The following is a 24,467-nucleotide window of genomic DNA, read 5'->3' as shown; positions in this document are numbered from 1 at the left end:
TCGATGCATTTCAAGGGGGAACTCTATCGGGCGCTGAATCCGATCTATGCACGCGAGCCGATGTCTGGCCATGGCGCGGAGCTTTACGGTGGCCGTTTCAACCGGAAGGGAACGCCAGCGCTCTATATGTCCTTGTCGGTCATGACGGCGTTGCGCGAAGCCAATCAGGCCGGCAGTTTGCAGCCGACGACACTCGTGTCTTATGATGCGGATATCGAGGCGGTTTTTGACAGCCGCGACCATGAGCGCCTGCGTGCGGAGGGGATGGATGCGGCGGGGCTCGCCGGTACGACCTGGCGCGATCAGATGAAAGGAACCGGAGAGGCGAAGACGCAAGCCTTCGCACGAAGACTTGTCGCGGCTGGCTATCATGGATTGCTCGTCAGAAGCTTCGCCCCCGGAGCGACGGACGACGACCTTAATCTCGTCCTCTGGACATGGAGCGATGTGGCGCCCTGCCGTCTCACCCTGATCGACGATGAAAACCGCCTGTCGCGATAGCGGCGATCGAGGACAGCCCGTTATGGTTAACAAAAAGAAAGGCCGGCCACGCCGCGAGGCGTGACCGGCCAGCACATCGGGAGCAACTGCTCGGCACTGATGAATTCGATGCTGTCATCGCCCCCGAAATGGCGATGCTTGTAGTGAAACCAGTCCGGATTTCCGACCGGATGGCACTCCTCGGAGTAGACGACGAGCGGGCGCTCGCCATCGGGAAGTTTTCCATTTGACATGATGTAGACGCCCTGGTCTCCAACGAGCCAGAGCCCAGGAATCTCGCCCTCGCTCGGCTTCATGCCATAGTACGGATTGCGGACTCCGCCGTTGATTGCGGCATCCGCCTTACCTCGATCGATGACCTTGCGAACGACAACAATCGGAAACGTGAACATCGCCGCCCCTCACGCTGCAACGGCAAAAGGAAGGTGGCGGAGATGGACCGGCAGCTTGGCCGCGATCTCCGCGTCGGTGAGGTCGTTAAGCAGCTTTACGTCGCGGCTTCGGTCGGGACCGAAGAACAGGACCGTCCGCCAGCCGCGCTGTGCGTGCGGAAAACGCCAATCGGCATAGCCGCGATATTCATCGTGGCTCGCGCTCCAGATATGCTCGATCCGCTCTTCGCGTGTCATTGCACGGACGGGCCGGCTCTCCCGCTCCACGATCGCCGCTCGCATGTTTGCGGGCGAACCCTTGTCGGCAAGGTCGCAATAGGCGTGGAAGAACCGCATGCGGTCGTCGACTTTTAACGTGAAAAAGACGCTGGTGATGCTGCCTGTCAGGAATTCGCGCATGGCGAACATCTCGCCCTTGATGAAGAGCGGCGGCGGGATGTTGAACATGTAGGCATGCTCGGGCTGGGCAAGCTCGAACCACTCGCCGCTATAAAGGCTGCCGTTGGCATCCTCGAACCGATTGGAGCGCTGGGCATGGCGATCGAACATGCGGAACATCTGCCGGGGTCGGCGATACCCTGGTAGACTTTACGGATCGGAGAAAAGGGGTTCATTGGCGGGCTCCTTCAGCCTCGTCGGACTGGAGCGCGGCGCATCCTCGGGGATCACCATCATCTTCAGCCCTTCCTGACCCCTCCCCAGCGGCCGCCTCTCCGTCCGGGCGGGTCAAGTGCCGGCAAAGCCGGGCGAAGCTTCACACTTGACGCGGCAGGCGGGCATGCGGCAGCCGGGTCCATTTATTTTCTTCCCCTCTTTGGCCGCATGGCCGGGCTCCGGCGATGAACCGCACGCTCGTCTTAGCCTTCGTCCTTGTCGCTACGGGCGCACCCACGGCCACGGAAGCCGAAGCGCCGCACCGGTGGATCCAGTCTTGGATTGCTCAACAACAGTTCTCGATGCCGACACACCGGAGACAGCAAAACTGTTGCGAGTGCAGTACGGCGGACGCACTCGTGCGCCAGTTACGAGAGACCAACGCCTCTCGGCTGGGCGGGCTATCCTGGCAGACGGAGGAGACGAACGCAGATTGGTCCTGCGGCTGACAGGCGACGAGCCTGTCGACAGAATCATGGTGTGCGGAGAGTCGCTGACCATCGAGTTCCTCTCAGACCTGCTGCGTACGAGGGAAGAGCTCCACAAGCTTCACAGCGACGATCTGGAATGGTTTCGGGGCAAATTCGCTGGCCTGCAGGTAACTTATGCAGACGAACGTACAGGCGGGATTGTCCTTGAAATCTACACTCCAGAGGCTCAGGGGTCGGTGTCGAAGCGCTAAAGCTGGAGGCCGAGTCGCGGCTTGGCGCGCCGTTGCAGATTGAGATGACGACAAAGGTCGGGCTCGCGATCCTCGATCTCGCACCATAAGTGCGGGAGCTCGCTTTCTGCCCGGTCAAGCGGTTGCCGCCTCCTTCAACATCGCATTCCAGTCCTCGGCGAGCGGCCTCAGACGTTCGAAGTCGCAGGAGAGTTCACCGGCAAGCTCACGCAGCCGCGACACGAACGCCTCACCCTGCGTGTTCGCATCGGTGGCCGCGACGAGGCGCGCGTCGGGCCGTTCCCCTAACAGGCGAATGGCGCCATCGGTGGCCGGCGACCAGCCGCCGCCGGTGCTGACATAAAGCGTATCGCGCCGGATCTTCTCGATCGCCGCAAGGCTCATGGCGTCGACGGCCGCTTCGGTCACGCAGATGCGAGTGGCAGGTTTGAACCCGAAACGGAACAAGACCTTGCTGCCGCCGGTGGCAAAGCCGCGCCACTCGGGACCACGCTCCTCCCAGCCGGTAACCGCGCCGTCGGCGCCCTGATGAGCGGCCCACATGCTCCCGCACGGCCCTTCCCGCAGAAGGTTCTGGGCGATGGCTGCGCTGATGACCTCTTCAGGAATGTGCCGCTGGTCGCGCAGATATCGCCAGGTCGCCGATCCGCGCCATGGCTTGCGCCGAGCCGCCCAACGATCCGGTATGGATCGATCAGGTTCCGTTTCAGGCGATTGTCGTTTCCATTCCGGCTCGCGGGGCTCGAAGCCGACCAGGGATGCCACCTTGACAAAGGCTTCCAGAAAATCGCAGCCGCCCAGATGCTGAACCAGCGAATAGACATCGCCCTTGGCGTCGGAGAGCGGGTCAAACCAGCCTTTGCCATTGTGGATGACGATAATGATGTCATCGGCGCGGCGGTACTTCATCGCCTGGCGCGTGCTTTCCTTCAAGTCGATCGCAAAACCGCCCGTCTCCAGCACGGCATCACACCCCACCCGGCTACGCAGTTCTTCGATATCCGCCTTTTCCATTCTGTTCTCCCGGCCGCCTTCGGCCGACCTTTCATCCAGTTATCTTCTCCGCACACTTTGCGGAACACCTTAGCGACCGGCGCGAAGAGCAAAGGCCGCAAGGGCGCGGCTCCGGCTGCGGCGCAGCTTCCCTTGCGGCCTGCCGCTCGTAAGCGACACGCCGGACGAAAGCCGGTTCAGTGAACCGGCTTACTACCCGGGGGGTCGTACAGGTAGAGGCCGTTGACCTCGTCGTCATTGCCGGGGCGTGTCCGCGGCGAAGCCTCACTTGCGCCCTGTCGGGCGCAAGTGGCAGGCAACGATCCCCGCTTAGTGAGCCGGGCGGTACTCGTAGGGATCGTATTCGTGGACCACCGTGCCCTCGTCACCGTCATATTCGCTCGACACCATGACGCCGAACTCGCCATCGACTTGGAAGAGCGTGACCGGGACCATCAAGGTCTGCGCGAGATTGAAGGCATGGTGCTGAGCAAGGGTGAAATTGTGCGACATCGTTTGGCTCCCGTCTTTGGGCGGGGTCCATCCCCGCTCGACAGGCGCCCGACGTGTTCAGGGCATGGCCGCGGTCACCTTGAAGGCGCAGCCGCAGAGGTCGCACGCTTGCGTAGCGAACCCCTTGCGGGTTGATTGTGGAAGGCCAGGACCTGAACCAGGAAAGCCGGACATGAGAGCGGGATTGCACCTCCTCAATGGCGGCCGCCCTGTCCCCCGTCTCACACTCCTTCACGTGCTCGCCCGAGAGCCGTTCATACCGAGCCCGTTCGCCTTCAGTTCAACGTCACTGCGCCATGCCTTCCACCGGCATCACCAAACAGCAGGCGGATGACCAATTTCGGCTGGGCCTGAAGGAAAACCCCAATGGTTCCGATAGCCTTGGGATCCAAGGCTTCATGGGTAACAACCAGCACTCCGGGGGAAAGTGCAAGCAAGCCCTCTAAGTCGTCGGGGCTGGCCGCTTGAGCCCGGGCACCGCGCTCTTGGAGCAGGAGCCCGTGTACTCCAAACATCTAGACTCCCGTCGCATCTTCCCGGTGGCCGAACGGCTATCGCTTGCGAGCCGTGCAAGATGGCGCGCTTCCGGCGTCGCATCGGTACACTTGACTTCGGATGCAATCACCCGTCAGCCGCAGTCGAACTGGCAAGGGGGTGCTGAAGCCGGCGTGATCTATGTCATCAAGGCCTCGGGCTTCGCAATGGACGCCAGCCACTCCGTCGAACACTCTCAATCGCTGGATGCGGCCTCCGTGAGCATGCTTCGGACGGCAGGCGCTAACCGCTGGAAGCCGCCGGTGCCGCGGTCTGATGCTGCCGGCTCAACATGCTCGGCACGCACGCTCGGGGCGATCTGATGGTAGCGGCATATCAGAGGTATGGCTAGCGGTGGAGCGACCAGGAGCCCAATCCGGCCATGTCGGTCAAGCGGATAGCCTCAAGGGTGTCGAGTTCCTTCCTGATGGGCAGTTCTCGATCGGTCTGCTCTTCCGCGTTCCTCCTCCGGGTGTTGCGGCCAAAGAAGGATCGAATGGCAGTCAGCATGTGCGATGTTTCCCCGCGTTCTCGAGAGGTCTATAACATCGCTGCTACAATCCGGTTCCAAGGCAAACTGAAATAAGCGCTAGAGTCCAACGCTTCATAGCTGCCACAGCCGGGATTTCCGCTTGCCGTTTGACAAGGCCCACCCGCCGAGCAGCATCAGCGCACCCCAAATCAAACAACCCGATCTCCCAGTAGACCCACTGGGACCGCGGGACGGTTTCGTTGACATGGTGTGTGCCGAGAAGCTGGTGATCGTCCACTCCCTCGACCAGGTTGAATATGCCAAAGCCCATGAGCATCGTTGCAAGTAGCAACTTTCCTGACCACCCGAGATGAGGTTGGCGCGTCGCACGCCATAGCACAATGAGACCTAGTGCGACGAACACGTATGTGCCGGCGTGGAACCAGCCATCGAGGGACGTGTTGAACCGAAGGTTCTCAAGACTGCCGGCGGGATAGCCGGCTAGTCGCCATATGATGCCACTGGAGCAACTGATGCAGAACGATTCCCTCGAAGAACCAGCCTGAGCCAAGCCCGAGCAGGATCCCGGGCGAGGTCGGGAACCTGTGAGGCTCTTCGTCGCTGTTCCTTTTTCTCCTAAGGGGACCCAACGTCGAGCCCGTACATCACCGTTTTTGCGCTACCGGCGCGTCGTCATCGGATCTTTTCGAGAACCGCTTCAGCTGGCAGACCGAGACGGTGACTGCCACCGGCCTTGTGGTATGGCGACTGGACAGAACGCTATGATGTCAGGAGGCAACTGCGCATGACCGACCAACAACTGATTATCGAAGCATTGGGAGTCTCGTCCAGTTTTGACGTCGCGCTTGAAGCGCGCCGACGCACCGACTTTCTCGGCACCTATCTGCGTGCCTCGAATCTCAACACCTACGTTCTGGGCGTAAGCGGTGGCGTGGATTCGCTTGCCGCCGCTCTTCTTGCGCAACGGGCGGTGGAGGAACTGCGAACGGCAGGATATGAGGCCAGATTCCTGGCCGTTCGGCTTCCATACGGCTTACAGGCCGACGAGAGCGACGCGCAGCGGGCACTGGATACAATACAAGCAGACGAAGTGCGCCGGGTCGACATCAAGCCCGCCGCCGACGCGATGCTGGATTCGATCAAGCTTGCGGGCACCGAACTCGGCGATGCCGGCCGAGAGGACACTTTGCTTGGCAACATCAAGGCTCGTGAGCGGATGATTGCCCAGTTTGCGCTTGCCGGCGCCACCCGAGGGCTGGTCATCGGTACCGATCATGCGGCCGAAGCACTGATGGGTTTCTTCACCAAGTTCGGCGACGGTGCTGCCGACATCCTTCCTCTTTCCGGGTTGAACAAGCGTAGGGTTCGCGCCTTGGCGGCGCATCTGGGCGCTCCGCCTCAATTAGTTGCCAAGGTTCCGACTGCCGACCTGGAGAACCTAATTCCGCTTCGCCCGGACGAAGATGCCTATGGCGTAACTTACGATCAAATCGATGACTTCCTTGAAGGTCGAGAGATCGACGAAGCCGCGCGCACGCGCATATTTCAAGCGCACGCCGGCACCGCACACAAGCGCGCGCTTCCAGTGGCGCCCGTCGCCTCGTCCGGTCCATCACGACAGTAGCCGGACTCTCGGGATGGATGCTCACTATTGCTGCGACCGCCGCCAGATCTTCCACGTCCGATCCGACAGCGTCAGGTGCCGAATCCCGCCCTCGGGCTCACTTGGATTCAGCGAATAAGTTGAGCCGTCCTATCGCGCGCAGTGCATCGGCGGTCGGCCCCGAGGGCGACTCTCGATCGAAACGAGCACTGCGTAGGGACGGTTGTCCGTCGCGGTGATGGCGCCTTTCCGGGCGCGCTGGGTTAAGCGACGTTTGAAAAAATCTGCTGATCCAGGTCGCACGTGGCCAGCCCATAGCGCCACCTGTGATTCGTTGCCTCGCGCCGGCTCTGATAGAACAGCGTCAGTTGCCGGCCCTCTATCATCACAGTCGAGTGCCCGTTCTCTCCCGGCTCGCCCGGATCCAGCACTGGGCCGACGGACACGTAAGGTCCTTCGACGCGATCGGCAATTGCGAAGAATACACGCTGGCGGCTGCCGCGCGGCCCCTCGGGCAGGAAGCAGGTTGCATTGAGCAGCACGCGTCCATCCGGCAACTCGACCAGTTGAGCGCCTTCGATGCCCCATTCATAGTCGGGATGCTCGCGTGCGTTGTGATGCGGAACGTCCAGGTGGTCCAGGATCTTGCCAGCGCGCTTCCATGGTCCGAACCAGGAGTCGGACTGGCTGCGTGCGAGATAGACGTCGGGTTGCGGGACCCTGCTGAATTTCGGCATTCCCGAGTAGACGATGTAGCGCTTGCCGCCGATGACCGCCGGATGGGGATCGTAGATGCCATCTTCATCGGTGTCCGGCAGGGATAATATCGCCGACGTCAAAACAACCCAGTGGAAACCATCATTAGACACCGCATGCTCGCACCGCCCACCCGACTTCATGAATTCGGTCTGGATGAACATGTGGAAAACCCCGCCTTCGTGGATGACACCGGGCGCCGCCACACCCGAGCCGGTGATCGGCAAGGCGATCGGTTCATGCTCGGTCCAGGGGCCACGCGGATCCGGCGCTGTGGCGTGCAGTATCTTCCATTCCTCGCTCGTGACGGTGCCGCTCGATCCGAACATGTGCCAAAGCGTCCCGTCGAATACGGGACAAGGGTCTTTCAGGTCGTCCACCTGCTGTGGGTGAAACAACGGAAAGACGTGCGATTCGAAATTGATCTTCATGTCCACAAACCTCGACCGCCTCTCTCAGCTTCCGACACCCAGGTCCAAACAAACTGATTCGAGGCGTTCGTATTCTAGCAGCGTCGGCTAACACGTGTTGATTTTCCCGCTGGCCTTCAACAGCTGGATAAGTGGCAAAGCGCCACGTTAGGGCGCCGCCGTAGTCCCAATTCCAGCGGATCTCATGCCGCATTCCGACACCTCCTGCGAAGCAGTCGGGCGACCCTGCCTCTGATCGTCGGGGCCGGCGATCGACCTACGCGGGTCAATTAATCCCGTTGGAACAACTTACTGAATCGCAAGTTAGATAGAACTGATGGGCATCAGATGGCAACGTGAAAAATTAACCTACGTTAATTTTCGCGGTTATAACTCGTATTAAAAGGGAAAATATATGGACATCGCGCTTTCAAAAACAAAAAAAAGCACTTCCCAGGCGTATAATTCAGTACTTATCTGCTTTTCACATCTCCGATGGAACTTTGTATTTCAAAGGCCACAGCACCTCATGACCCTCGCCGCCCGGCAGCAACAGGTAATTTACTTCGAAGAACCAGCCTTCGAAGATGTCCGCGGTCCCTTCATGCGCATGAACGACGTAGCTCCGGCAATCAGGGTTGTCACGCCGGTCGTCCCCATTGGAACATCAGCGACAAAGGTGGATGCGATCCAGCGAAGTTTCGTCAATGAACTCGTCGCGCCGGTTCCTCATGACCGGCTGATTGCCTGGTATTACACGCCAATGGCGCTGCGCTTCAGCAGCCATCTTCGCTGCAATGTGTGCATCTACGATTGCATGGACGAGTTGTCCGCCTTCCGGAACGCGCCCGCGGAACTGGCACAGCTGGAAAGGGAGCTGTTCGGCCGTGCCGATCTGGTCTTCACGGGCGGGCAAAGCCTTTATGAGGCAAAGCGCAGTCAGCATCGTTCGATCTTTCCGTTCCCAAGCAGCATCGATGCTGCTCATTTCAGCAGGGCGAGAGGGGGTGGCGACGAACCGGCCGACCAGGCAGGCATTCCCCATCCAAGGGTCGGCTATTTCGGCGTGATAGATGAACGGCTCGACATCGCCCTTGTGGGCCAGACGGCTGCGGCAATGCCCGACATCCAGTTCGTCATGCTGGGGCCGGTGGTCAAGATCGATTCGGCGATCCTGCCACGGGCAGGCAATTTGCATTGGCTCGGTCCCAAGAACTATGCCGACCTGCCGAGCTATCTCCGTCATTGGGCAGGCGGATGGATGCCATTCGCACTCAATGAGGCAACGCGATACATCAGCCCAACCAAGACCCCCGAGTTTCTTGCGGCCGGACTGCCGGTGATCTCCACCGCCATCGTCGATGTCGTTCGCACCTACAGTGCGGCGGGTCTCGTCGAGATCGTCGACGCCGACGATATTGCGATCAAGCTTCGCTGCATGCTGGCCCGCCCCAAAGACCTGCAGGTGAGGGAAGTTGATGCCTACCTCGCCGACAAGTCGTGGGAACGTACTTGGGATGCCATGGCCTCACACATCCAGGGTGTCCAGGCGATGAAAACTGTCGTTCCGCTGCGCAGGAGAGCCTGACAATGTTCGACTGGCTGATCGTCGGAGCCGGCTTTGCCGGCAGCGTGCTTGCCGAGCGCATTGCATCGCAACGCCGCGAAAGTGTCCTGCTCATAGACCGCAGAAATCATGTCGGCGGCAACGCCTATGACTGCTACGACGAAGCGGGACTCCTGATCCATCGCTATGGTCCCCACATCTTCCACACCAACGCGCAATCCATCGTCGACTATCTGTCGCAGTTCACGGCGTGGCGGCCCTACGAACATCGCGTCCTCTCTTCGGTAGACGGCAAACTGCTGCCCATTCCGATCAATCTCGACACGATCAATCGTCTCTACGGACTTGATCTCACCTCCGAGCAACTGGAAGAATTTTTCGCTTCGCGACGAGAAACGGTGGAGGAGGTCCGAACCGCCGAAGACGTGGTGGTCAGCACCGTGGGCAGGGAACTCTACGAAAAATTCTTTCGCGGCTATACTCGCAAACAATGGGGCGTGGATCCGTCCCAACTGAGTAAATCCGTAACGGCACGGGTGCCGACCCGCACGACCCGCGACGACCGCTATTTTGGCGATACGTTCCAGAACATGCCCGCCGGCGGCTATACGCGGATGTTCGAGCGGATGCTGGACAGGCCTGAAATCAAGGTGATGCTGCAGACCGACTATGGCGAGATACGCGACAAGATCGGCTTTCGGCAGCTGATCTATACTGGGCCGATTGATGAATATTTTGATTGGAGGCTCGGCCGTCTGCCTTACCGTTCCTTGCGGTTCGACCATATGACAGTGGATTGCGAACAATTCCAGCCAGTGGCGGTGGTGAACTATCCGCAGACGGAAAACTACACCCGCGTCACGGAGTATAAGCATCTGACAGGCCAACGGCATCCGAAAACCAGCCTCACCTACGAATACCCGACCGATATAGGCGATCCCTATTATCCTGTTCCGAGAGCCGAAAACGAGGAGCTGTACAAACGCTACGAGGCAATGGCGGACGCCTGCCCAAACGTCTGGTTCGTTGGACGGCTAGCGACCTACCGTTATTACAACATGGATCAAGTGGTGGGTCAGGCCTTGGCCACATTCGCGAGGATACAGAAGACCCTGCCGGCCTCGGCTTCGTTGGAGGCGCCGACATTTGCTGTGCTCGCGCCGTAACCATTTGCCGGACGAAGCCGAACGCGATGCCGTTCTACCCGACAGGCCCATGCTGCACGCGTGATGGCCGGGCTTACGCGAACAGAAGGCGCTGGCGCGCCAGCTCGTCCGCAACTGGCTGCCGGATGCTGCGCGAACCATCCGCGTGCACGGTAGAAAACAAGCCGACTTCGGCGTGGCGGGAATTGTCCCACCCCGGATAGGCTGTCACGGGATAAATGCAAATGCCTTGGATGGGGACGCCCAGCTTCATCGCGGCGCGGACCTCATCGCAGACATAATGCAGCCATGCTGGCCCGGCGGATCCTTCGGACCCGGTTTCAGCAATGAACATCGGCTTGCGGAACCTGTGAGCGACCTCGAGCAACATCTCGGACAGCGCCTGATATTCATGGTGGCCCATGGGAATGGTCGGACCGTTTAGATACCATTGGTTGTGAGGATAAAAGTTCAGGCCAATCACGTCGACAAGATCTTGGCTGCCGCCCAGTTCAGGCTCGACCTGTCCCATCAGCATCTCATACGCCTCGAACTGACCTCGCCGGGCGTTCTGCGCGCGTTGCTGTTCCGCTCGGCTGCCGTCGCGAGGCGCGATATGGATCAGCGGCTCAGCCCAGACGAATCGACAGTCGGGGTCGGCCTGTCGCATTGCACGGATGCCCGCGACCGCTGCCTTAACGAGATGCCGTTTGAACCATCCGCGCTTCTTTGGGCCGACACGCGGGAAGTAGCCGACTTCGACGGCCCAGGCAAAGAACGAGATTTCGTTGATTGGACAAAGCAGCGGAGAGGTGCCCGTGAAGGAGCGATGGAACCGCACGGCCTCCGCGGCAAAAGCGGCGTAGGCGTCGATGAATTCCTGCGATCCCTGATCGATGTGATCGGGCGACCCGTAATGAAAAACATCCCAGATCACCTGCACGCCAACGGCACGAGCCGCTTCGATCATGGCCGCCCAACTCGACCAGTCATAGATGCCCGGCGCCGTTTCGATCAGGTGCCAGCGCAACCCGTCTCGGATCGTTCGAAGCCCGAGCTCGGCACAGCTCCGGTAGTCCGCCAAGGCATGGATGTTGTGCGAGGTAGCGCGAACAAGATCGAGCCGGACACCGTCGTTCCGCCTGTGGGAGGAACATTCAAAGCCGGCCATGAAGAAGCTTTCGAAGGTTCGGCCGACCGCTCGGTGTTGACCACCGTCTACCACATCCTGGACCGGGCCGGATCGTTCGGTGGGGGCCGGCCTGGCCATCATGCTCTCTCGCGGGTCTGGCGATTTGCCCGTAGCTCGTTACAGTTCACGGTGCTACGCGATTCGTCGACAGGATCGGCTTCAGGATGCCGACTGGCGCGAGCCTCTGCTTGGCTTCTGTCCTGCTCGTCCATGCCGCGCTTGGCTGTGTGCGGCCAGGCTAGCCTACCCGAGTGTGCCGGCTCCTTGATTGTCATTGATGCATTTCTCCGCTGGCGATCGGCGCCGGAGCTAAACCGCGAGCACAATGCTTTGTTCCGGCTGCGCCCGTTACGAACCCCATGCGGATGATTGTTCCCCGGCGCGTCGCAAACCCCACGGCGGGTCACCGCCTGCACGAGAATGGAACCGGCGACCGTCCCGGTAGTTGGGATGATTATCGGTCAGAGGTTTGTCCATGCTTTCCCCCATCGAGGAGCTCGCGCGTTCCGTCAGGGAGCGGCGCGCGATCCTGTTCGTTGGGGCTGGCGTGTCAATGAGTGTCGGCCTGCCCTCCTGGCGTAAGCTCATTGATCATCTGGTCGAGGACCTGGGCATCGATCACGGCATCATCGCGCCGTCGGACGTCAGCTACCAGACCCTGGCGGAGTTCTACCGGTTGAAGCGGGGCACCATCGGACCGCTGCGAAGCTGGATGGATCGGAACTGGAGTGTCTCGCGTGAGAAAGTGAGACGTTCGGAGATCCACCGCCTGATCGTGGCACTGGACTTCCCGATCATCTACACGACCAACTACGATCGCAACCTTGAGGTCGCCTTCGAGGTCCATAGCCGCGACTACGTGAAGGTCGCAAACGCAAAAGACATCGCCAAAGCCAGCAACGGTATCACCCAGATCGTCAAATACCACGGCGACTTCGACGACGACTCCTCCCTCATTCTGGCCGAGACCGACTATTTCGACCGGCTGTCCTTCGATTCACCCCTGGATGTGAAATTCCGCGCGGATGCATTGGGGCGGACGATCCTTTTCATCGGCTACAGCAGTCGGATATGAACATCCGCCTGCTTTTGCACCGCCTGTGGCAGACCTGGAGGCTGTCCGGCTATGAGACCGACCGCCCCAGATCGTTCGTATTCATGCCTAGCCCGAGCGTCGTCCAGGAGGCGGTGCTGGGTCGATGGGGCATCGAAATGTTGAGCGAAGAGGCGGCTCAGCCTGAACAAGCGTTAGCAGCGTTTCTTTCCAAGCTGCTTGACGCCATGAGGGGTCCATGAGGGGGGACGAACCGGGCACCAGGGCCGCCTTGAGGGCGGGGTGAAGGCGATCACCCCGCGGATCGCTTCATCTTGGTCTTGCGCCAAACAACCGCGCCCTGCCGAAGCGGATTGCACACGTTTCGCGCACGCGCGTCCAACTCGACATGGTCAGGATAAATACTGTCGAACAGAAGGAACATCTGGTTCTGCGGTCGGTTGGGCGAGATCAACGGAGATAATATGAGATGTTTTACACCGACAAGAAATTGCAATTCCCTGTGCGCGTGGAAACGCCCAGCCCGATCTTTGCTCGTGCTTTGCAGCAGGCGATCGGTGGCGTCGAAGGCGAGATACGAGTTGCGCTGCAGTACTTCTTCCAGGCCTGGGGCGCGCGCGGCCCAAGCAAGTATCGGGACCTGCTGCTGAACACCGCCACTGAGGAACTCGCCCACATCGAGATGCTCGCGACGGCCGTGGCGTTGAATCTGGAAGGGGCGCCGCTGTCTTTGCAAGAAGACATTTCAGCCGATACGATCGGCGGCTCCGTGTTGAACGGCATGAACTTCCGCCACATCCTTTCCACCGGACTCGCGGCATTGCCGGAAAATTCAAACGGCGTGCCCTTCAATGCTTCACACGTCTACGCCAGCGGCAATCTCGCCGCCGACATGATCGCCAATGTCACGGCGGAAAGCAGTGGCAGAGTGCTTGCCACACGCCTCTACAATATGACCGACGATCCCGGCATGAAGGAGATGCTGTCGTTCCTGATCGCCCGCGACACGATGCACCAGCAGCAATGGTTAGCAGCCATCGAGGACATGGGCGGGCTCGCGGCTTCACTGCCGGTTCCCAATTCCTTCCCCCAGGAACAGGAACTTCGCGACGTCAGCTATGCATTCGTCAACTGTTTCGTCGACGGCGTGCCGCCGCCCGAGGGCCGTTGGTCGAGCGGCAAATCCATTGATGGCAACGGAGAGTTCACGACCGTCCCGGGCCAGCCGATGGGTGAGGAACCCATGCTTGGCTCCCCCCGCGCGGACAGCGGAGCACAGAGCGAACAGATCGGTTCTACCCAGGGCTCCAGTCGCGCCAGGGGGTCAGACGGCAACGGCGCTCGCGCCTAGTGACACCTTTCAGCTCAGGGCTGACGCCAACGCTTTCTCCCGTGCCGCCAATCCCGGGGGAAAGCACTCTATGGCGTCGCGCCTCTGCTCAGGGTGAAGAAGCCGTGTTGGCGGAACTCACCTGCTGCCCATCACTCGGCCAGCGAAACCATCGTCACCGTCAATCGAACAAATCGATGAGGGGACGCGTGATCATGAGCCAGAAGATGGCGAGCACGGCGGCGAAGGCTGGGAAGCCGAAGACAAACCACAACCGAAACAGCTTGTTGTATCGCTCCGGCGGCGGGTCGCCAGATGTGGCGGCGCGCGCCGCCAGATTGCGCATCTCCATCTGCATCCAAACAACCGGCAGCCAGAACAGGCCGGTCACGACATAAAGCACAATCGACAGCACGATCCATCCCTCCCTCAGTGAATAGCCAGCCTGCCAGGCAAGGGCTACCCCGGTGATCGGCTGCGCGACGACGGCAGTCGCGGTAAAGAGGAAATCAGCGACAACCACGATGCGGGCAACTGCCGCGATCGTTGCGGCATTGCCGGTCCGGTGGGCGAGGAGCATGAAGAAGGCGATCCCCGCCCCTGTCCCAAGCAGCACGGCTGCGCCGATGACGTGCAGATATTTGACCACGAAATAAAGCATCAGCGCTCCTCCAGGATCGCCAGCGCAACGAAGTGCAAAGCGAGGATCGGCAGGATCTTCATCAGCGGGCCGAGTGGCTCGTTCCAGAGATCCGGACGCAGGATGGTGCCGGCGATGGCATAGAACAGCGAGATCGCGATCGCACCCCAAAGACCCGGGCGGCTTGTCGGCCGGAAGGCAATTAGCGCGCCGACAGCCGCGTCGGCGATTGCACCGGCCACGACCGCGGCCTCGGCGTGGGGCGCCACCGCAGTGCCGATCAGCAGTTCGACGCCATTACGCCAGCCTGTCGTGAGCGAGATGATGCCGGTCATGATCCAGAAGAATGGCAGCACAACGAAGATCGCCGGCTTGATGAAATAGAGCCCGGCAAACCATCGCTCCTGGACCGTTGCCGGATCTGCCGCCAATGCTGATGCGAGGCTTGCCGGGTGAATGCCTGTCGTCGCGATCCAAGGCTGCGGATCACCGACAGCGCCTCGCGTGATTTCTTTTTGCGCATTGCTGCGGATCGGCGGTCGCCAGCCGAGCCATCCAGCCAGATCGCCCAGACGATAGAGGCCTCTCGCCGCCCAGCCAGGCACGGTGAATACGGTTGCCTTTTTCCATCCGAACCACTGGCGGTAACGACTGATGAGCTCTGTCATGGTGAGTGCCTCCGGCCCCGCAAGTTCCAGCGTCAAGCGAGTAGGACTCGCGGGCTGGAGGAAGAAAAGAACGGTGGAGACAATGTCATCGAGCTGAACGACTTGCAGGCGGCCGGTATTGGGCATGGCCAGCAACAATGGCAGCGCGGCCAGCCCACGCAACAATGCGCTTGCGCCAAAGACGCCGCGCCCCAGCACCACCGAGGGACGCAGGATCACCCAGCCGACATCGAGCGCCATCAATGCCTTGTCGCCGGCCAGCTTGCTGGCGGAGAAGGCGGACGGCTGATCGCGGTCGACACCGATCGCCGAGAAGTGGATGACCGTCTTGATGCCGGCCCGTTCGCAGGCCCTGAAGAGAGCGGAAGCGGCGATGGCATGGACCTCCTGAACCTTTTCCCGCGCGTTGTCCTGCAGAACGCCGGCGCAGTTGACGACGGCATCGACGCCTGAAAGAGGGGCACTCCAGTCCTCCGGTCGGACCGCCTCCGTCATGTCCAAAATGACGTCCGAACTTTTCGAAGAGCCGGCAGGTCGGGAGCGGCGGAGCACGCGCCGTACTTCGTGTCCCTCCGCCTCCAGGCGCGCGCATAGTGAGGCGCCTATCAAACCTGTAGCGCCGGTGACAAGGATCTTCATCCCTAGAGCCCGGCCAGCACCGGCGCTCGAGCCTCCGGCGGCCTGTTTGCCGGAAGCACGTCTTGTTCGTCGAAGGCCCATTTGTGGCAGGACCAGTACCATGTCCGGTCGACCGGGTTCCAACCGTCGATGCAGCCGGCAATCGAACCGTCTGCCGCCTCGCTGATAGCGAGTTGCTCGCCATCATGGTTGATCACCCGGCCGTCGCCTGGGTCGATCTCATCGATCTCAACAGCTTTGGTGCGACGTTCGAACAGGAGCTGTCTTTTGCTCGACGCCGGTTCCGCGGACATAGGCGCGGCCGCTGCTTGGTCAAGCGCCATCAATTGCCGGACATCCATGACGGACCTCCTCGGCGTGATCCAGTGCGGCTATCTAGGCCGCCTTTTGCATCGCTCTCTCGTTCACACCGGCCTCCCCGAGTTGCGTCAGTGCTTCATCGGTCGCCTTCTCCTCCTTGAGCGACTGTTCAAGCAGCGGAACGGCGTTTTTCAGCCCAAGCAAACCGGCCCAGGTGATCAGCGTTCCATAACGGGCGATCTCATAATGCTCGACGGCTTGCGCGGCGGCCACGAGCCCGGCATCCAGGGCTGGAGCCTGTTGAAAATCCTCCAGGATCTCCTGCCCTTCTTTTATGATGCCGTCGATTGCCGGGCAGGTCTTTCCCTGTGCCCGCTTGCCGAGGATCTCGAACACCTGCTGCAGACGCTCGATCTGGCCTTCCGTCTCATCGCGATGCTTCTCAAAGGCAGCAATCACCTTTTCGGATTCAGCTCCCTTCGCCATCTTCTTCAAGGCGGAAAGGATTTTGCGCTCAGCGTAGTAGATATCCTTCAAGCCGTCGTGGAAGAGATCCTCAAGTCCCTTTGTCTGCGAAGCTTTCTTGGTTGCCATCCTCATCTCCTGCTTGAAAGCGCGCCGGGCGGCACCCCGTTCAAACGAGGCGGCTCCTTGTTTGTTCCGCCGTTTTTCCCCAGCAGACGCCGGCACCCCGTCGGTTGCGAATAAGCGGCATCGACGGCAGTGCCTGAATGCGCACACAATTGGTGTTGTCTCGCCAATGCCGCATTGAGGCTCTTACGGCGCCAATGGGGCACCAGGATGCCGGGGAAGCGACGAATATCCCCGCGAGGGCTGCGCCACGCGCCATCCTGTACGACTGAACGAGGGCGGACCTGTTCACTCGTTTTGCGCAAGATAGCTGTGCATATCGGTTGCGGCGATCGCCGCGTGTCCGAAGGCGACCGCGACCTGGTTGATTTCGTCAACCACATCGCCTGCGGCGTAGAGGCCCGCAATTGCGGTTCGCTGGCGCGAATCCACGACAAGATTGCCGATTTCGTCACATTCCGCGCCGAGGTTGGTGGCCAGCTTCGATCGCATCGTGCAGCCCAATGCGGGATAGATGGTATCGAAAGACAGCGTGTTTCCGGCAACGAGCCTGATGGTCGCCTGATGGCCGGCAGAGCGGATCGAGCCCGGGAGGCACGCGTGCACCTTGATTCCAGCCTTTTTGAGCAAGGCGTCGGCGGCGGGGTCGAGTCGAGTTGTCGTCTCCACCAACATGGTGACGTCACTTGTGTAGCTTCGCATAAACAACGCCTTCTTCATTGCGTGATCTGCCGGGCCCATCACCGCAACCCGTCCGTCGATGACCTCGTAGGCGTCACAGATCGGACACAGCCGCAACGTGCCGGCCTTGATCATATCGGCGGCGTCGGGCGTGTCTGGAAGCGTATCGACAATACCGGTGGCCATGAGCACCGCGCGAGCCCGAATGGGAACCGATGCCGTGGCGATGAAATCGGTCCCACCCCGCTTAATGTCGTGGATCGTATCGTCCACGAGATCGACTCCGCTCAGCAGTGCCTGCTGCCGCAGACGATCAAGCAGCTCAACACCGGCAATACCGTCAGGAAACCCGGGACAGTTGTGGGTTACCGGTATCCACTTTGCGCGGCTTTGGCCGGCATCCACAAGGACGATCCGGCGCCGAAAACGCCCCAGGTAGGTCGCGGCGGTCAGGCCGGCCGGTCCGCCGCCGATGACCAGGCAGTCGTATGATTCGCCAGGACGGATTTCATCGTCTGAAACCACAAGAGAACTCCCGACATGAGCGCGTCATTCCTGGCTGCCACCGCTGAGCGCCTCGTAAACCTCAGAACGCAACCAAACGAAGATCATCGCTCAGTCCTTGAGGCAGCGGGATCCAGCACGTCCGCGACCGCGTCCTTCTTCGCGCGAGGAAGGAGCGTCATCAGAAGAATGAATGCCGAGAGAACGAGACAGGCGGCGTTTGTGATGATGATCGGCCACTCGCCTTTCATGGACCCGAAGATGAGCCAGAGGGCGAACCCTGCTGCCGTAATCGCATACATAGGCGCGGAGATACTGCCCGTGTCTCGCGTCTTTATGATCTTCCAGGCTTGCGGCGTAAAGCTCACCATCGAACATAGTGCCGCGAGATAGCCGACCAGTGTCTCAGTTTCCATGCAATCAAACCGTCGGCGCGCGGTTTTGTTCACGACGGGTGTCTCTAAGTTCAATTTGACCGCTGCCCTGGCACCCTGCAGATGGCTTTAGGGCTTGGCCGTGGAGGACTGATCCGATTCGGGAAGTCGATCTCGAACAGCCTTTTCGGTAGTTTTTGCGGTGGCCTTGACGACCTCACCGACCTTACCGGCTAACGTGTCGGCGGTGCCGCTCGAGCCCTGCCGGTCCGCCTCGCTCTTGACTGTCTCGTAAGCTTCGGCAGCGATCTCTTTCGCTTGCTCCACGCTGTCCTCTAAAGCACTGTTGGCGCTGCCAAGTAGTTTGTCGCGATAGCCGCCGAGTTGCTCGTCTTCCATGGCTGTGCGAGGCAGAAGCACGCCTATAGCCGTACCCGCCGCCAGGCCGAGGACGGCAAGTGCCAGTGGTTCGCGCTCAAATAGTTCCTGCGCGGTTCGACTCGCCTGCACAACCATATCACCCGCACTGGAGCCAAGCTGCCCCACGGTGTTTACAACCTTATCCTTGGTCTCGCCAGCCGCAGTTGCCACCGCTTCGCTTGCATTGCTCGCATTCGCGCCAACGGTACCGCCGGCATCCGAGAGCATCTCTGCGACCGCCGATGGTCCACCATTGGGGATCTCTTGTCCGGAACTCAGCCCTTCCGCAGCCCCCGTCACATCGCTGACCCCGAACGTCCCCCCATCCGTGTCGGCCTGATTGTTGACAGCCTGGGTTGCAGGAGAGCCACCCGCCGAAGCACCGCTGCCAAGCATCAGCCAAGCCAGGCCGGTTCCAACCAGCATCAGGGCCAAAGGGTTGTCGCTGACTTGGGTCTGGAATCTGCTGAGGGCGGCGGTCCCTGCGCCGCCAGCAAACAACCCGGTGAACTCGTCGATCAACTGACCGGGTGTCATTTTGCTGCGGATGGATTCGGCGGTATCGACGACCGCTGCGCGGGCAATCTCGGCTTCGCGTTCGAGTTCGGCTGCCGATTTCTCGCTCATCTCATTTGTCCTTTGATCACACGCGCATCGCTCTTGAGTTGTTCTTGTGTGCGGTCAGGAGCCAATCCGGAAGGCGCAATGCCGGCCATTCCCGTGCGAAGGAGAATCACCCCCAGGATCGCCACGACGACACCGACGAGCAGCGAGGCCCACCCTGCCCCAAGCCCTGCCTTCGCCAAAGCGATCACGAGGGCTTGGAGCAGTACCACCAGCGATGCCAGCAAGCACACGGCACCGCCTACGACTTCGACCGCGCCGTGCCCGGCTTTGCTGACGTTTTCGGATATTTCGGCCCGCAGAAGCCTTGTTTCGGTCTGTAGCAGGGTCGTCACTTGCTGTGTGAGGTCGCTCACAAGGCTCGCGAGACTGCGGCCGTCCTGATCGTTGTTCATCGGTCATGCTCCGTGCTCGGCCAAGAAAGTGGCTGCATTCGTTATGACGTGAGGTCGTCCCGTGGAGAGCTGCCTGTGGTCTTCGGGCGCCTCACAGTCTTTGGGGCGCTACTGCTTTTCAGCCGACCGTCCGCTTCGCTCGAATCAGCGGGTGGCGAGCTTTTGATGAAGCGTCCCAGAGCCAAACCGGCGAGAACCGAGCCGGCGATAAGCACTCCAGAGTTTTCGCGCCCGAATGACCTGACCTCGCCTAACACTTGTTCGACTGGTTTGTCGCGCAACGAGGACGAGAGGCGCTCCAGCCCGCCAGCGGCAGTAAGCACGACCTTCGAAACGGTGGCTTGATCGCTGTTGGCCAGATGCTCACTTGCCGCCCGCAGCGCGCCCCCAAAAGCAGCTAAGCTCGCGCTCATGTCGCGCTGCGTTTCCTGCGCCTTCCCTAACAACGCCTCCTGCGCTTCAGACGTGTACTCGCCAGCTTTGCTTACGACTTCGTCACTGGCGTCGTGAATTAACCGGGTGGCATTTTGGGTTTCTTCCTGGAGCCGGTCGGAGAGCTCGCTCTTTGCCGTATCGAAATCGGATGCTGGACGTCCTGGATCGCCTTCGCGTTGCATAATGGCTCCTAGTGAAAACCGAGGAAGGAGAGAATTGCCAGCACGACTACAACGAGGCCTATCAGATAAATGACGCTGTTCACGGCCTGATTTCTCCATTTTCGTCGAAAGCAAACACGCTGAACCGCGCGATGTTCCATTAGCCAAAACTTTTTTAGCTCCCTTAGATTTACAGACCCCCTGCGAGGGTTGATCGTGCGAGTTGAACGCGAGCACGTCGCCAGGTTTGGAGCCTAAGGGTTACTCGTCACCGGCGCTCTTTGGCTATCCAGTCTGTGGAAACGGCTGGCAAGACTAACGCCTCCTCCGGCTGTCATTTGACCTTCCGCGGGCACAATCTCGAAGAGCCCTGGGCCGAGGTAAGCCCGTAGCCTCGTTCGAAGGTCAGGCGATCAGGGGCCCGGAACAACCGTGTGGCGTCTCGGTTCGGATGGCGAAAAATGGTGAGCCTTTGGGGTGCGACGTCCCAGCGGATTCGCCAGTCGCCTCAACCTATGCAAGGAGCACGGCAGCTTGTCTTTCCGGTTTCAATTCTCACTGAAACGATCATCACGCGTCTGGGTCGGCGGCCTGGTTGCGGCGGTGGCCTTGCTAGCGTTGAACAATCGAGCAGCGACCAAGCAAGCGCTTTCCGTCCGCGCGAAAGGAAGGACCATAGAGGTCGACGGTGTCCGCCTTCGATATGTCGAGGCTGGAAGCGGCAGGGACCTGGTTCTCCTGCACGGGAACGGTTCCGCCGCTGAGGATTTTCAAACCAGCGGCCTGGTAGACAAGGCAGCCAAGCGTTATCGCGTCATTGTCTTCGACCGTCCAGGATTTGGCGGCAGTACACGACCGCGCGATCGTCTGTGGACCGCCGCGGCCCAAGCGGATCTGCTCCGGAGCGCCACGCAGAGGATCGGGGCAGACAATCCTATCGTTCTTGGCCATTCCTGGGGGGCATCGGTCTCCCTCCAGTGGGCGGCCCGGTATCCGGACGAGATTGGTGGCGCGGTTCTCCTCTCCGGCTATCATTTCCCTTCCCCCAGGTTCGATGCCCTGCTTGCCGCCCTGCCGGCACTGCCGATCGTGGGAACCATTATCTGCCACACCGTCCTGCCGCCCGTCGTCAGGCTGATCTGGCCCGTGTTGATGCGCCGCCTGTTCAGGCCGCAACTTGTCCCGCCAGAGTTTTCCGAGGCCTTGCGAGGTCTGGTCACTGCACCGTCTCACCTGCGAACGACCGCGGCGGAGTCTGGTCTGCTGATCCCCGTTGCCGCATTAGCCCCCAAGACCGCAGGGAGGACAAACGCGACGATAGGTATCATGGCCGGCGAAGCCGACAGCCTGCTCGACACCAGCTATCATTCGCAACGCCGGCACAGGGCCTTACCGGGCTCGATGATACGCATCGTTGCAGGTGCGGGTCACATGGTTCATCATGCAGCGCCGCATCTTGTGCTGGAGATGGTGGACAGCATCGCGGCTGCCGGATCGCCGTCACCTGAAAAAGCTTCACACTCTGCTCCTGACTCGAGCGGAAGCCTCGAGCCCGACCGGCCAATCTAAACAGCGCGGCGTTCAGATGGCGCGACTATGCCGATTTTCGCCCGGCTTTGCTTTTGGGACGGTCCTTGATGCCTTCCTTGGCGAGACTCTTGCGAAGAACCGACGCCAGATCGATAACGTTCTCCTTCGGCGGGGGCACCGGTTTGGGCGGCTGCTTGCCCTTGCGTTTTGCGTCGATCAACGCGATGAGCGCATCCTCGTAGGTGTCTTCAAATTTCGACGGATCAAACTTGGTCACTTTTTTGTCGATCAGCAGGCCTGCGATTTCGAGCAGTTCCTGATCGTATTCGTGGCTTTTCAGGTCTTTGAATACGGTCTCTTCCGAGATCATTTCGTCATGGGTCCGCAACTCGGTAAGCAGCATTCCCTTGCCATATGGCTGTATCACGACTTCGCGCCCGCGTTGGTACAGCACCACGCAGGACCGCGCCGCCACACCCTTCTTGGCCATCGCTTCGCGCAGCACTGAGAAGGCCTCGGTGGAGGCGCCGTCGGCAGGGATCAGGTAATAGGGCTTTTCCAGGTAGCGCGTCTCGATATCCTTGATGGCGACAAACTCGTCGACCTCAAGCGTGTGCTCAGACGTCATCTTGAGCTTTTTGATCTCGTCCGGTTCGACCTTGATGAAATCGCCCGCGTCTGCCTCGTAGCCTTTGACTTGGTTTTCGCTATCGACGACATCGCCCGTCTCTTCGTCAACATAGGCAGCCTTGACGGGCAATCCATCTTTCCGATTCAAAATCTTGAAGTGGATTTTCGATGCCTCACTGGTTGCACCCACAAGCTTCACTCCGCACGACACGGACCCGACTTTCAGAAACCCTTTCCAAACTGCTCGTGGGGCCGCCATGCAGTCCTCCTGTCGCGCCGATCCTTGGCACAAACGTCAGCCAGATCGTTCCGTTCCGCCCGCCTGATCAGCATCGACGCGCACGATCGCATCACGGATCGTGCAATCGAGGCGGCCGACCTCCTCATCAATCTCGTCGCGCTTGATGCCAAGCGCTTTTGCGTCCGCGATCAGCTTATGGATCAGTTCGTTGATGACGATTACATCCGCCTTCGCCGTCTCCGGAACGTTGTTCGACAGCCATTGGCGGAGGAAGTTCATGCCCCGGGTGCTCATGCCCCCAACAAGCTTTGAGCCTTTAATAGGTTCCGCTTTATATTGACGAACCGGAGCACCGACCCTGAGTATCGGGAGAGCTTGTAGATCGCTGCGAAGAAGCAGCCCAATTAGCAAGAAAGAGACAACCGTGTTGACCGTGCTGAGCACCAGTTCGTCGAACGGCAGGTGGTGATTGATGACTTCGCTTAGCGCAGTGATCGCTGCGCTTGCCGCCAGCGATACCATCAGCACGAAACCCAGTGCGGCAACCAGGCCGAGACTTGCCGCACGCACCCGCACCAGGCGCGAAAGCGACAGGCCGTCGGTTTTTACCTTCCAGATGTCGTTCAGCGACTGTTGTATCTCACCAAATAGATGTCGAGGCGAGGAAGCGACGGAACACCGTGGAGCAGCGCTTCTGCCTCGCAACCTCAATACTGCCGGGGCACAATGGATATATCGCTTGTCCCGGCAATACACGTGCACACCCCAGTCGCTCAAGCTAGAGAGCCGGCCTCCCCTTCCTTCCGCCGCCTCCAAGCCAGATCGCCACGGCCAGCAATGCTGCCGGCACCGCAATGCGCCACCAACATTGCGGTCGTTGCTGTTGCTATTGCCGCCGGCGAAGCCACCGTGCGCAGCCACTGTGCCAACGCCGCCGCCATTGCAGCAGCCACCGGTCCCGCCCAGTCCGCTACCGCCGCCGCCAAAACCGTCGGACCCAGCTGTACCGCTACCGCCGCCGCCACCGCCCAGTCGAGGCCGACATCGACCGCACCGTCGCCGCCCTTGCCGACCAGTGCCTTGGCATTGGCGATGGTGAGATCGTTGATCGCGACGTTGCCGGACTGCACGAATACGCTACAATGCTGGTTGTCGCCGGAGAGCGTGTGGTTGCCGCCGATGACGGTCACGTCCTTCTGCATGATCGGCAGGTTGGCACGCAAGGTGCTGTCCATGGGTGAACGTGATGCTGTCGCCGTCGTGGGCGTGGATGATAGCACTCCTGAGATCCGTCTCGTCTTGGACAATCCAGTCGGTGGCTCTTGCCGGAAACGCTGTCCACAGCGTGCCTGCTGTTAGAAGGATGCCAGCGTCAGGCGTGTTCCCGACGTCGACAGACAGGTTTGCCCAAGCAGGGCAGCCGTCAAGCGAGTCCGCGTGACATCGACTTTTCTACCCATCTGCCCGGCTCCCGGAATCCCCCGAATTGGAGGATCTTAAAACCGATTCTTTGCCCTCAGACGGTCCAACCCGACCGGCAAAATCGACCGCATCTCGGCTGCCCCGATGGCCACGGGTATTGTTTGTCCGCCTGCAACTTCGTAGGGCCATGGACACCATCGTTCACCAGGTGATGCCGAGCTTGAGCTTGCCGGAATAGCTCTTCACGTTGCCGGAGAACTCGCCCTGGAAGGTGGCTGCGGCGAAGACGCCGGAGGGAGAGGTGTATTGGGCGCCGGCGTCGACGAGCAGGGCGTTGCGGTTGGGCTCGGCGCCACCGATGGTGAAGCTGCTGGCGGGAAGAGCCTGGAAGCC

Annotated in this window: 27 protein-coding genes and 3 pseudogenes; 8 read left to right on the top strand and 22 right to left on the bottom strand. The window is 60.5% G+C overall.

The window, feature by feature from the left end:
* Nucleotides 1-3: 3 nt before the first annotated feature.
* Nucleotides 4-501 (top strand): RES family NAD+ phosphorylase, encoded by a 498-nt coding sequence (locus FJ959_RS11050; RefSeq protein ID WP_140501385.1) that lies wholly within the window; start codon nt 4-6, stop codon nt 499-501.
* Nucleotides 502-527: 26 nt separating this feature from the next.
* Here FJ959_RS11050 and FJ959_RS11045 read toward each other — a convergent pair whose 3' ends face one another.
* Complete coding sequence (locus tag FJ959_RS11045) at nt 528-893, bottom strand: DUF3085 domain-containing protein (RefSeq protein ID WP_140584568.1); 366 nt, start codon at nt 891-893, stop codon at nt 528-530.
* 9 nt (nt 894-902) lie between these two features.
* Nucleotides 903-1,507 (bottom strand): annotated as a pseudogene (locus tag FJ959_RS11040) (DUF1419 domain-containing protein).
* A 473-nt stretch (nt 1,508-1,980) separates the two neighbouring features.
* Between FJ959_RS11040 and FJ959_RS11035 the strand changes: the two are divergent.
* Nucleotides 1,981-2,229, top strand: a complete 249-nt coding sequence (locus FJ959_RS11035; protein WP_140584566.1) for a hypothetical protein — start codon at nt 1,981-1,983, stop codon at nt 2,227-2,229.
* Between the two features lie 114 nt (nt 2,230-2,343).
* On the opposite strand, the gene FJ959_RS11030 is transcribed toward FJ959_RS11035, so the two are convergent.
* The 5 genes and pseudogenes from FJ959_RS11030 to FJ959_RS11015 all read right to left on the bottom strand — a co-directional run bounded on the left by FJ959_RS11030 (nt 2,344) and on the right by FJ959_RS11015 (nt 5,391).
* Nucleotides 2,344-3,243, bottom strand: coding sequence for a DUF3991 and toprim domain-containing protein (locus FJ959_RS11030; RefSeq protein ID WP_140584565.1), 900 nt, complete (start codon nt 3,241-3,243; stop codon nt 2,344-2,346).
* A 309-nt stretch (nt 3,244-3,552) separates the two neighbouring features.
* A complete protein-coding gene (locus tag FJ959_RS11025) occupies nt 3,553-3,735 on the bottom strand; it encodes a hypothetical protein (RefSeq protein WP_140584564.1) in 183 nt (60 codons plus the stop codon).
* 275 nt (nt 3,736-4,010) lie between these two features.
* A complete protein-coding gene (locus tag FJ959_RS11020) occupies nt 4,011-4,250 on the bottom strand; it encodes a hypothetical protein (protein WP_181171902.1) in 240 nt (79 codons plus the stop codon).
* 367 nt (nt 4,251-4,617) lie between these two features.
* Nucleotides 4,618-4,779, bottom strand: coding sequence for a hypothetical protein (locus tag FJ959_RS31705; protein ID WP_181167365.1), 162 nt, complete (start codon nt 4,777-4,779; stop codon nt 4,618-4,620).
* A 94-nt stretch (nt 4,780-4,873) separates the two neighbouring features.
* A pseudogene (locus FJ959_RS11015) lies at nt 4,874-5,391 on the bottom strand (DUF2243 domain-containing protein).
* A gap of 155 nt (nt 5,392-5,546) precedes the next feature.
* Here FJ959_RS11015 and nadE point away from each other — a divergent pair.
* Nucleotides 5,547-6,386 (top strand): ammonia-dependent NAD(+) synthetase, encoded by an 840-nt coding sequence (nadE, locus tag FJ959_RS11010; protein ID WP_140584563.1) that lies wholly within the window; start codon nt 5,547-5,549, stop codon nt 6,384-6,386.
* Nucleotides 6,387-6,628: 242 nt separating this feature from the next.
* On the opposite strand, the gene FJ959_RS11005 is transcribed toward nadE, so the two are convergent.
* On the bottom strand, nt 6,629-7,552 hold the full coding sequence (locus FJ959_RS11005) for a hypothetical protein (protein WP_140584562.1): 924 nt from the start codon (nt 7,550-7,552) through the stop codon (nt 6,629-6,631).
* Between the two features lie 508 nt (nt 7,553-8,060).
* Here FJ959_RS11005 and FJ959_RS11000 point away from each other — a divergent pair.
* A complete protein-coding gene (locus FJ959_RS11000) occupies nt 8,061-9,119 on the top strand; it encodes a glycosyltransferase family 1 protein (protein WP_224706177.1) in 1,059 nt (352 codons plus the stop codon).
* A gap of 2 nt (nt 9,120-9,121) precedes the next feature.
* Entirely contained in the window at nt 9,122-10,264 is a 1,143-nt protein-coding gene (gene glf / locus FJ959_RS10995) for a UDP-galactopyranose mutase (protein ID WP_140584560.1), read from the top strand.
* A 73-nt stretch (nt 10,265-10,337) separates the two neighbouring features.
* Here the strand turns inward: glf and FJ959_RS10990 are convergent, their stop codons facing one another.
* Nucleotides 10,338-11,513, bottom strand: coding sequence for a beta-glucosidase (locus FJ959_RS10990; protein WP_246678976.1), 1,176 nt, complete (start codon nt 11,511-11,513; stop codon nt 10,338-10,340).
* 397 nt (nt 11,514-11,910) lie between these two features.
* On the opposite strand from FJ959_RS10990, the pseudogene FJ959_RS10985 reads away from it, so the two are divergent.
* Nucleotides 11,911-12,731 (top strand): annotated as a pseudogene (locus FJ959_RS10985) (SIR2 family protein).
* A 227-nt stretch (nt 12,732-12,958) separates the two neighbouring features.
* On the top strand, nt 12,959-13,840 hold the full coding sequence (locus FJ959_RS10980) for a manganese catalase family protein (protein ID WP_140584559.1): 882 nt from the start codon (nt 12,959-12,961) through the stop codon (nt 13,838-13,840).
* Nucleotides 13,841-14,000: 160 nt separating this feature from the next.
* Here FJ959_RS10980 and FJ959_RS10975 read toward each other — a convergent pair whose 3' ends face one another.
* The 9 genes from FJ959_RS10975 to FJ959_RS10935 form a co-directional block, all read right to left on the bottom strand.
* On the bottom strand, nt 14,001-14,480 hold the full coding sequence (locus tag FJ959_RS10975; RefSeq protein WP_140630190.1) for a DUF2269 family protein: 480 nt from the start codon (nt 14,478-14,480) through the stop codon (nt 14,001-14,003).
* On the bottom strand, nt 14,480-15,766 hold the full coding sequence (locus FJ959_RS10970) for an SDR family oxidoreductase (RefSeq protein WP_140630187.1): 1,287 nt from the start codon (nt 15,764-15,766) through the stop codon (nt 14,480-14,482). The genes FJ959_RS10975 and FJ959_RS10970 overlap by 1 nt, the downstream gene beginning before the upstream one ends.
* Nucleotides 15,767-15,768: 2 nt before the next feature.
* Entirely contained in the window at nt 15,769-16,107 is a 339-nt protein-coding gene (locus FJ959_RS10965) for a hypothetical protein (RefSeq protein ID WP_140584556.1), read from the bottom strand.
* A 34-nt stretch (nt 16,108-16,141) separates the two neighbouring features.
* Nucleotides 16,142-16,660 (bottom strand): ferritin-like domain-containing protein, encoded by a 519-nt coding sequence (locus FJ959_RS10960; protein WP_140562320.1) that lies wholly within the window; start codon nt 16,658-16,660, stop codon nt 16,142-16,144.
* Between the two features lie 285 nt (nt 16,661-16,945).
* The gene (locus tag FJ959_RS10955) at nt 16,946-17,863 is read right to left on the bottom strand and encodes an NAD(P)/FAD-dependent oxidoreductase (protein ID WP_224706175.1); all 918 of its coding nucleotides are present in this window, start codon (nt 17,861-17,863) and stop codon (nt 16,946-16,948) included.
* 83 nt (nt 17,864-17,946) lie between these two features.
* A complete protein-coding gene (locus FJ959_RS10950) occupies nt 17,947-18,291 on the bottom strand; it encodes a SemiSWEET transporter (RefSeq protein WP_224656178.1) in 345 nt (114 codons plus the stop codon).
* Between the two features lie 54 nt (nt 18,292-18,345).
* Complete coding sequence (locus FJ959_RS10945) at nt 18,346-19,263, bottom strand: hypothetical protein (RefSeq protein WP_140562322.1); 918 nt, start codon at nt 19,261-19,263, stop codon at nt 18,346-18,348.
* On the bottom strand, nt 19,260-19,655 hold the full coding sequence (locus tag FJ959_RS10940; RefSeq protein ID WP_140562324.1) for a phage holin family protein: 396 nt from the start codon (nt 19,653-19,655) through the stop codon (nt 19,260-19,262). The genes FJ959_RS10945 and FJ959_RS10940 overlap by 4 nt, the downstream gene beginning before the upstream one ends.
* A 41-nt stretch (nt 19,656-19,696) precedes the next feature.
* Nucleotides 19,697-20,272, bottom strand: a complete 576-nt coding sequence (locus tag FJ959_RS10935) for a hypothetical protein (protein ID WP_140584555.1) — start codon at nt 20,270-20,272, stop codon at nt 19,697-19,699.
* Between the two features lie 513 nt (nt 20,273-20,785).
* On the opposite strand from FJ959_RS10935, the gene FJ959_RS10930 reads away from it, so the two are divergent.
* The gene (locus tag FJ959_RS10930) at nt 20,786-21,820 is read left to right on the top strand and encodes an alpha/beta hydrolase (RefSeq protein ID WP_181171903.1); all 1,035 of its coding nucleotides are present in this window, start codon (nt 20,786-20,788) and stop codon (nt 21,818-21,820) included.
* Nucleotides 21,821-21,845: 25 nt separating this feature from the next.
* On the opposite strand, the gene FJ959_RS10925 is transcribed toward FJ959_RS10930, so the two are convergent.
* The 4 genes from FJ959_RS10925 to FJ959_RS31695 form a co-directional block, all read right to left on the bottom strand.
* Nucleotides 21,846-22,670, bottom strand: a complete 825-nt coding sequence (locus tag FJ959_RS10925; RefSeq protein ID WP_140562330.1) for a Ku protein — start codon at nt 22,668-22,670, stop codon at nt 21,846-21,848.
* Nucleotides 22,671-22,706: 36 nt separating this feature from the next.
* The gene (locus tag FJ959_RS10920) at nt 22,707-22,946 is read right to left on the bottom strand and encodes a DUF768 domain-containing protein (protein WP_140584578.1); all 240 of its coding nucleotides are present in this window, start codon (nt 22,944-22,946) and stop codon (nt 22,707-22,709) included.
* Between the two features lie 479 nt (nt 22,947-23,425).
* On the bottom strand, nt 23,426-23,887 hold the full coding sequence (locus FJ959_RS31700) for a hypothetical protein (RefSeq protein ID WP_181172046.1): 462 nt from the start codon (nt 23,885-23,887) through the stop codon (nt 23,426-23,428).
* 388 nt (nt 23,888-24,275) lie between these two features.
* A partial coding sequence (locus tag FJ959_RS31695) for a hypothetical protein (RefSeq protein WP_181172045.1) occupies nt 24,276-24,467 on the bottom strand: 192 nt, incomplete at its 5' end.

The sequence above is a fragment of the Mesorhizobium sp. B2-2-4 genome (assembly GCF_006442375.1).
Classification (GTDB): domain Bacteria; phylum Pseudomonadota; class Alphaproteobacteria; order Rhizobiales; family Rhizobiaceae; genus Mesorhizobium.
Note: the sequence above shows the minus strand (reverse complement) of the source record. Positions and strands in the feature narration are given on the sequence as shown.

Excerpts from the sequence above, each read along its gene's own strand:
- FJ959_RS11050 (WP_140501385.1), top strand. The coding sequence starts at position 4 with ATGCATTTCAAGGGGGAACTCTATCGGGCGCTGAATCCGATCTATGCA.
- FJ959_RS11045 (WP_140584568.1), bottom strand. The coding sequence starts at position 893 with ATGTTCACGTTTCCGATTGTTGTCGTTCGCAAGGTCATCGATCGAGGT.
- FJ959_RS11030 (WP_140584565.1), bottom strand. The coding sequence starts at position 3,243 with ATGGAAAAGGCGGATATCGAAGAACTGCGTAGCCGGGTGGGGTGTGAT.
- FJ959_RS11025 (WP_140584564.1), bottom strand. The coding sequence starts at position 3,735 with ATGTCGCACAATTTCACCCTTGCTCAGCACCATGCCTTCAATCTCGCG.
- FJ959_RS11020 (WP_181171902.1), bottom strand. The coding sequence starts at position 4,250 with ATGTTTGGAGTACACGGGCTCCTGCTCCAAGAGCGCGGTGCCCGGGCT.
- FJ959_RS31705 (WP_181167365.1), bottom strand. The coding sequence starts at position 4,779 with ATGCTGACTGCCATTCGATCCTTCTTTGGCCGCAACACCCGGAGGAGG.
- nadE (WP_140584563.1), top strand. The coding sequence starts at position 5,547 with ATGACCGACCAACAACTGATTATCGAAGCATTGGGAGTCTCGTCCAGT.
- FJ959_RS11005 (WP_140584562.1), bottom strand. The coding sequence starts at position 7,552 with ATGAAGATCAATTTCGAATCGCACGTCTTTCCGTTGTTTCACCCACAG.
- FJ959_RS11000 (WP_224706177.1), top strand. The coding sequence starts at position 8,061 with ATGACCCTCGCCGCCCGGCAGCAACAGGTAATTTACTTCGAAGAACCA.
- glf (WP_140584560.1), top strand. The coding sequence starts at position 9,122 with ATGTTCGACTGGCTGATCGTCGGAGCCGGCTTTGCCGGCAGCGTGCTT.
- FJ959_RS10990 (WP_246678976.1), bottom strand. The coding sequence starts at position 11,513 with ATGGCCAGGCCGGCCCCCACCGAACGATCCGGCCCGGTCCAGGATGTG.
- FJ959_RS10980 (WP_140584559.1), top strand. The coding sequence starts at position 12,959 with ATGTTTTACACCGACAAGAAATTGCAATTCCCTGTGCGCGTGGAAACG.
- FJ959_RS10975 (WP_140630190.1), bottom strand. The coding sequence starts at position 14,480 with ATGCTTTATTTCGTGGTCAAATATCTGCACGTCATCGGCGCAGCCGTG.
- FJ959_RS10970 (WP_140630187.1), bottom strand. The coding sequence starts at position 15,766 with ATGAAGATCCTTGTCACCGGCGCTACAGGTTTGATAGGCGCCTCACTA.
- FJ959_RS10965 (WP_140584556.1), bottom strand. The coding sequence starts at position 16,107 with ATGGATGTCCGGCAATTGATGGCGCTTGACCAAGCAGCGGCCGCGCCT.
- FJ959_RS10960 (WP_140562320.1), bottom strand. The coding sequence starts at position 16,660 with ATGGCAACCAAGAAAGCTTCGCAGACAAAGGGACTTGAGGATCTCTTC.
- FJ959_RS10945 (WP_140562322.1), bottom strand. The coding sequence starts at position 19,263 with ATGAGCGAGAAATCGGCAGCCGAACTCGAACGCGAAGCCGAGATTGCC.
- FJ959_RS10940 (WP_140562324.1), bottom strand. The coding sequence starts at position 19,655 with ATGAACAACGATCAGGACGGCCGCAGTCTCGCGAGCCTTGTGAGCGAC.
- FJ959_RS10935 (WP_140584555.1), bottom strand. The coding sequence starts at position 20,272 with ATGCAACGCGAAGGCGATCCAGGACGTCCAGCATCCGATTTCGATACG.
- FJ959_RS10925 (WP_140562330.1), bottom strand. The coding sequence starts at position 22,670 with ATGGCGGCCCCACGAGCAGTTTGGAAAGGGTTTCTGAAAGTCGGGTCC.
- FJ959_RS10920 (WP_140584578.1), bottom strand. The coding sequence starts at position 22,946 with ATGAGCACCCGGGGCATGAACTTCCTCCGCCAATGGCTGTCGAACAAC.
- FJ959_RS31700 (WP_181172046.1), bottom strand. The coding sequence starts at position 23,887 with ATGGACAGCACCTTGCGTGCCAACCTGCCGATCATGCAGAAGGACGTG.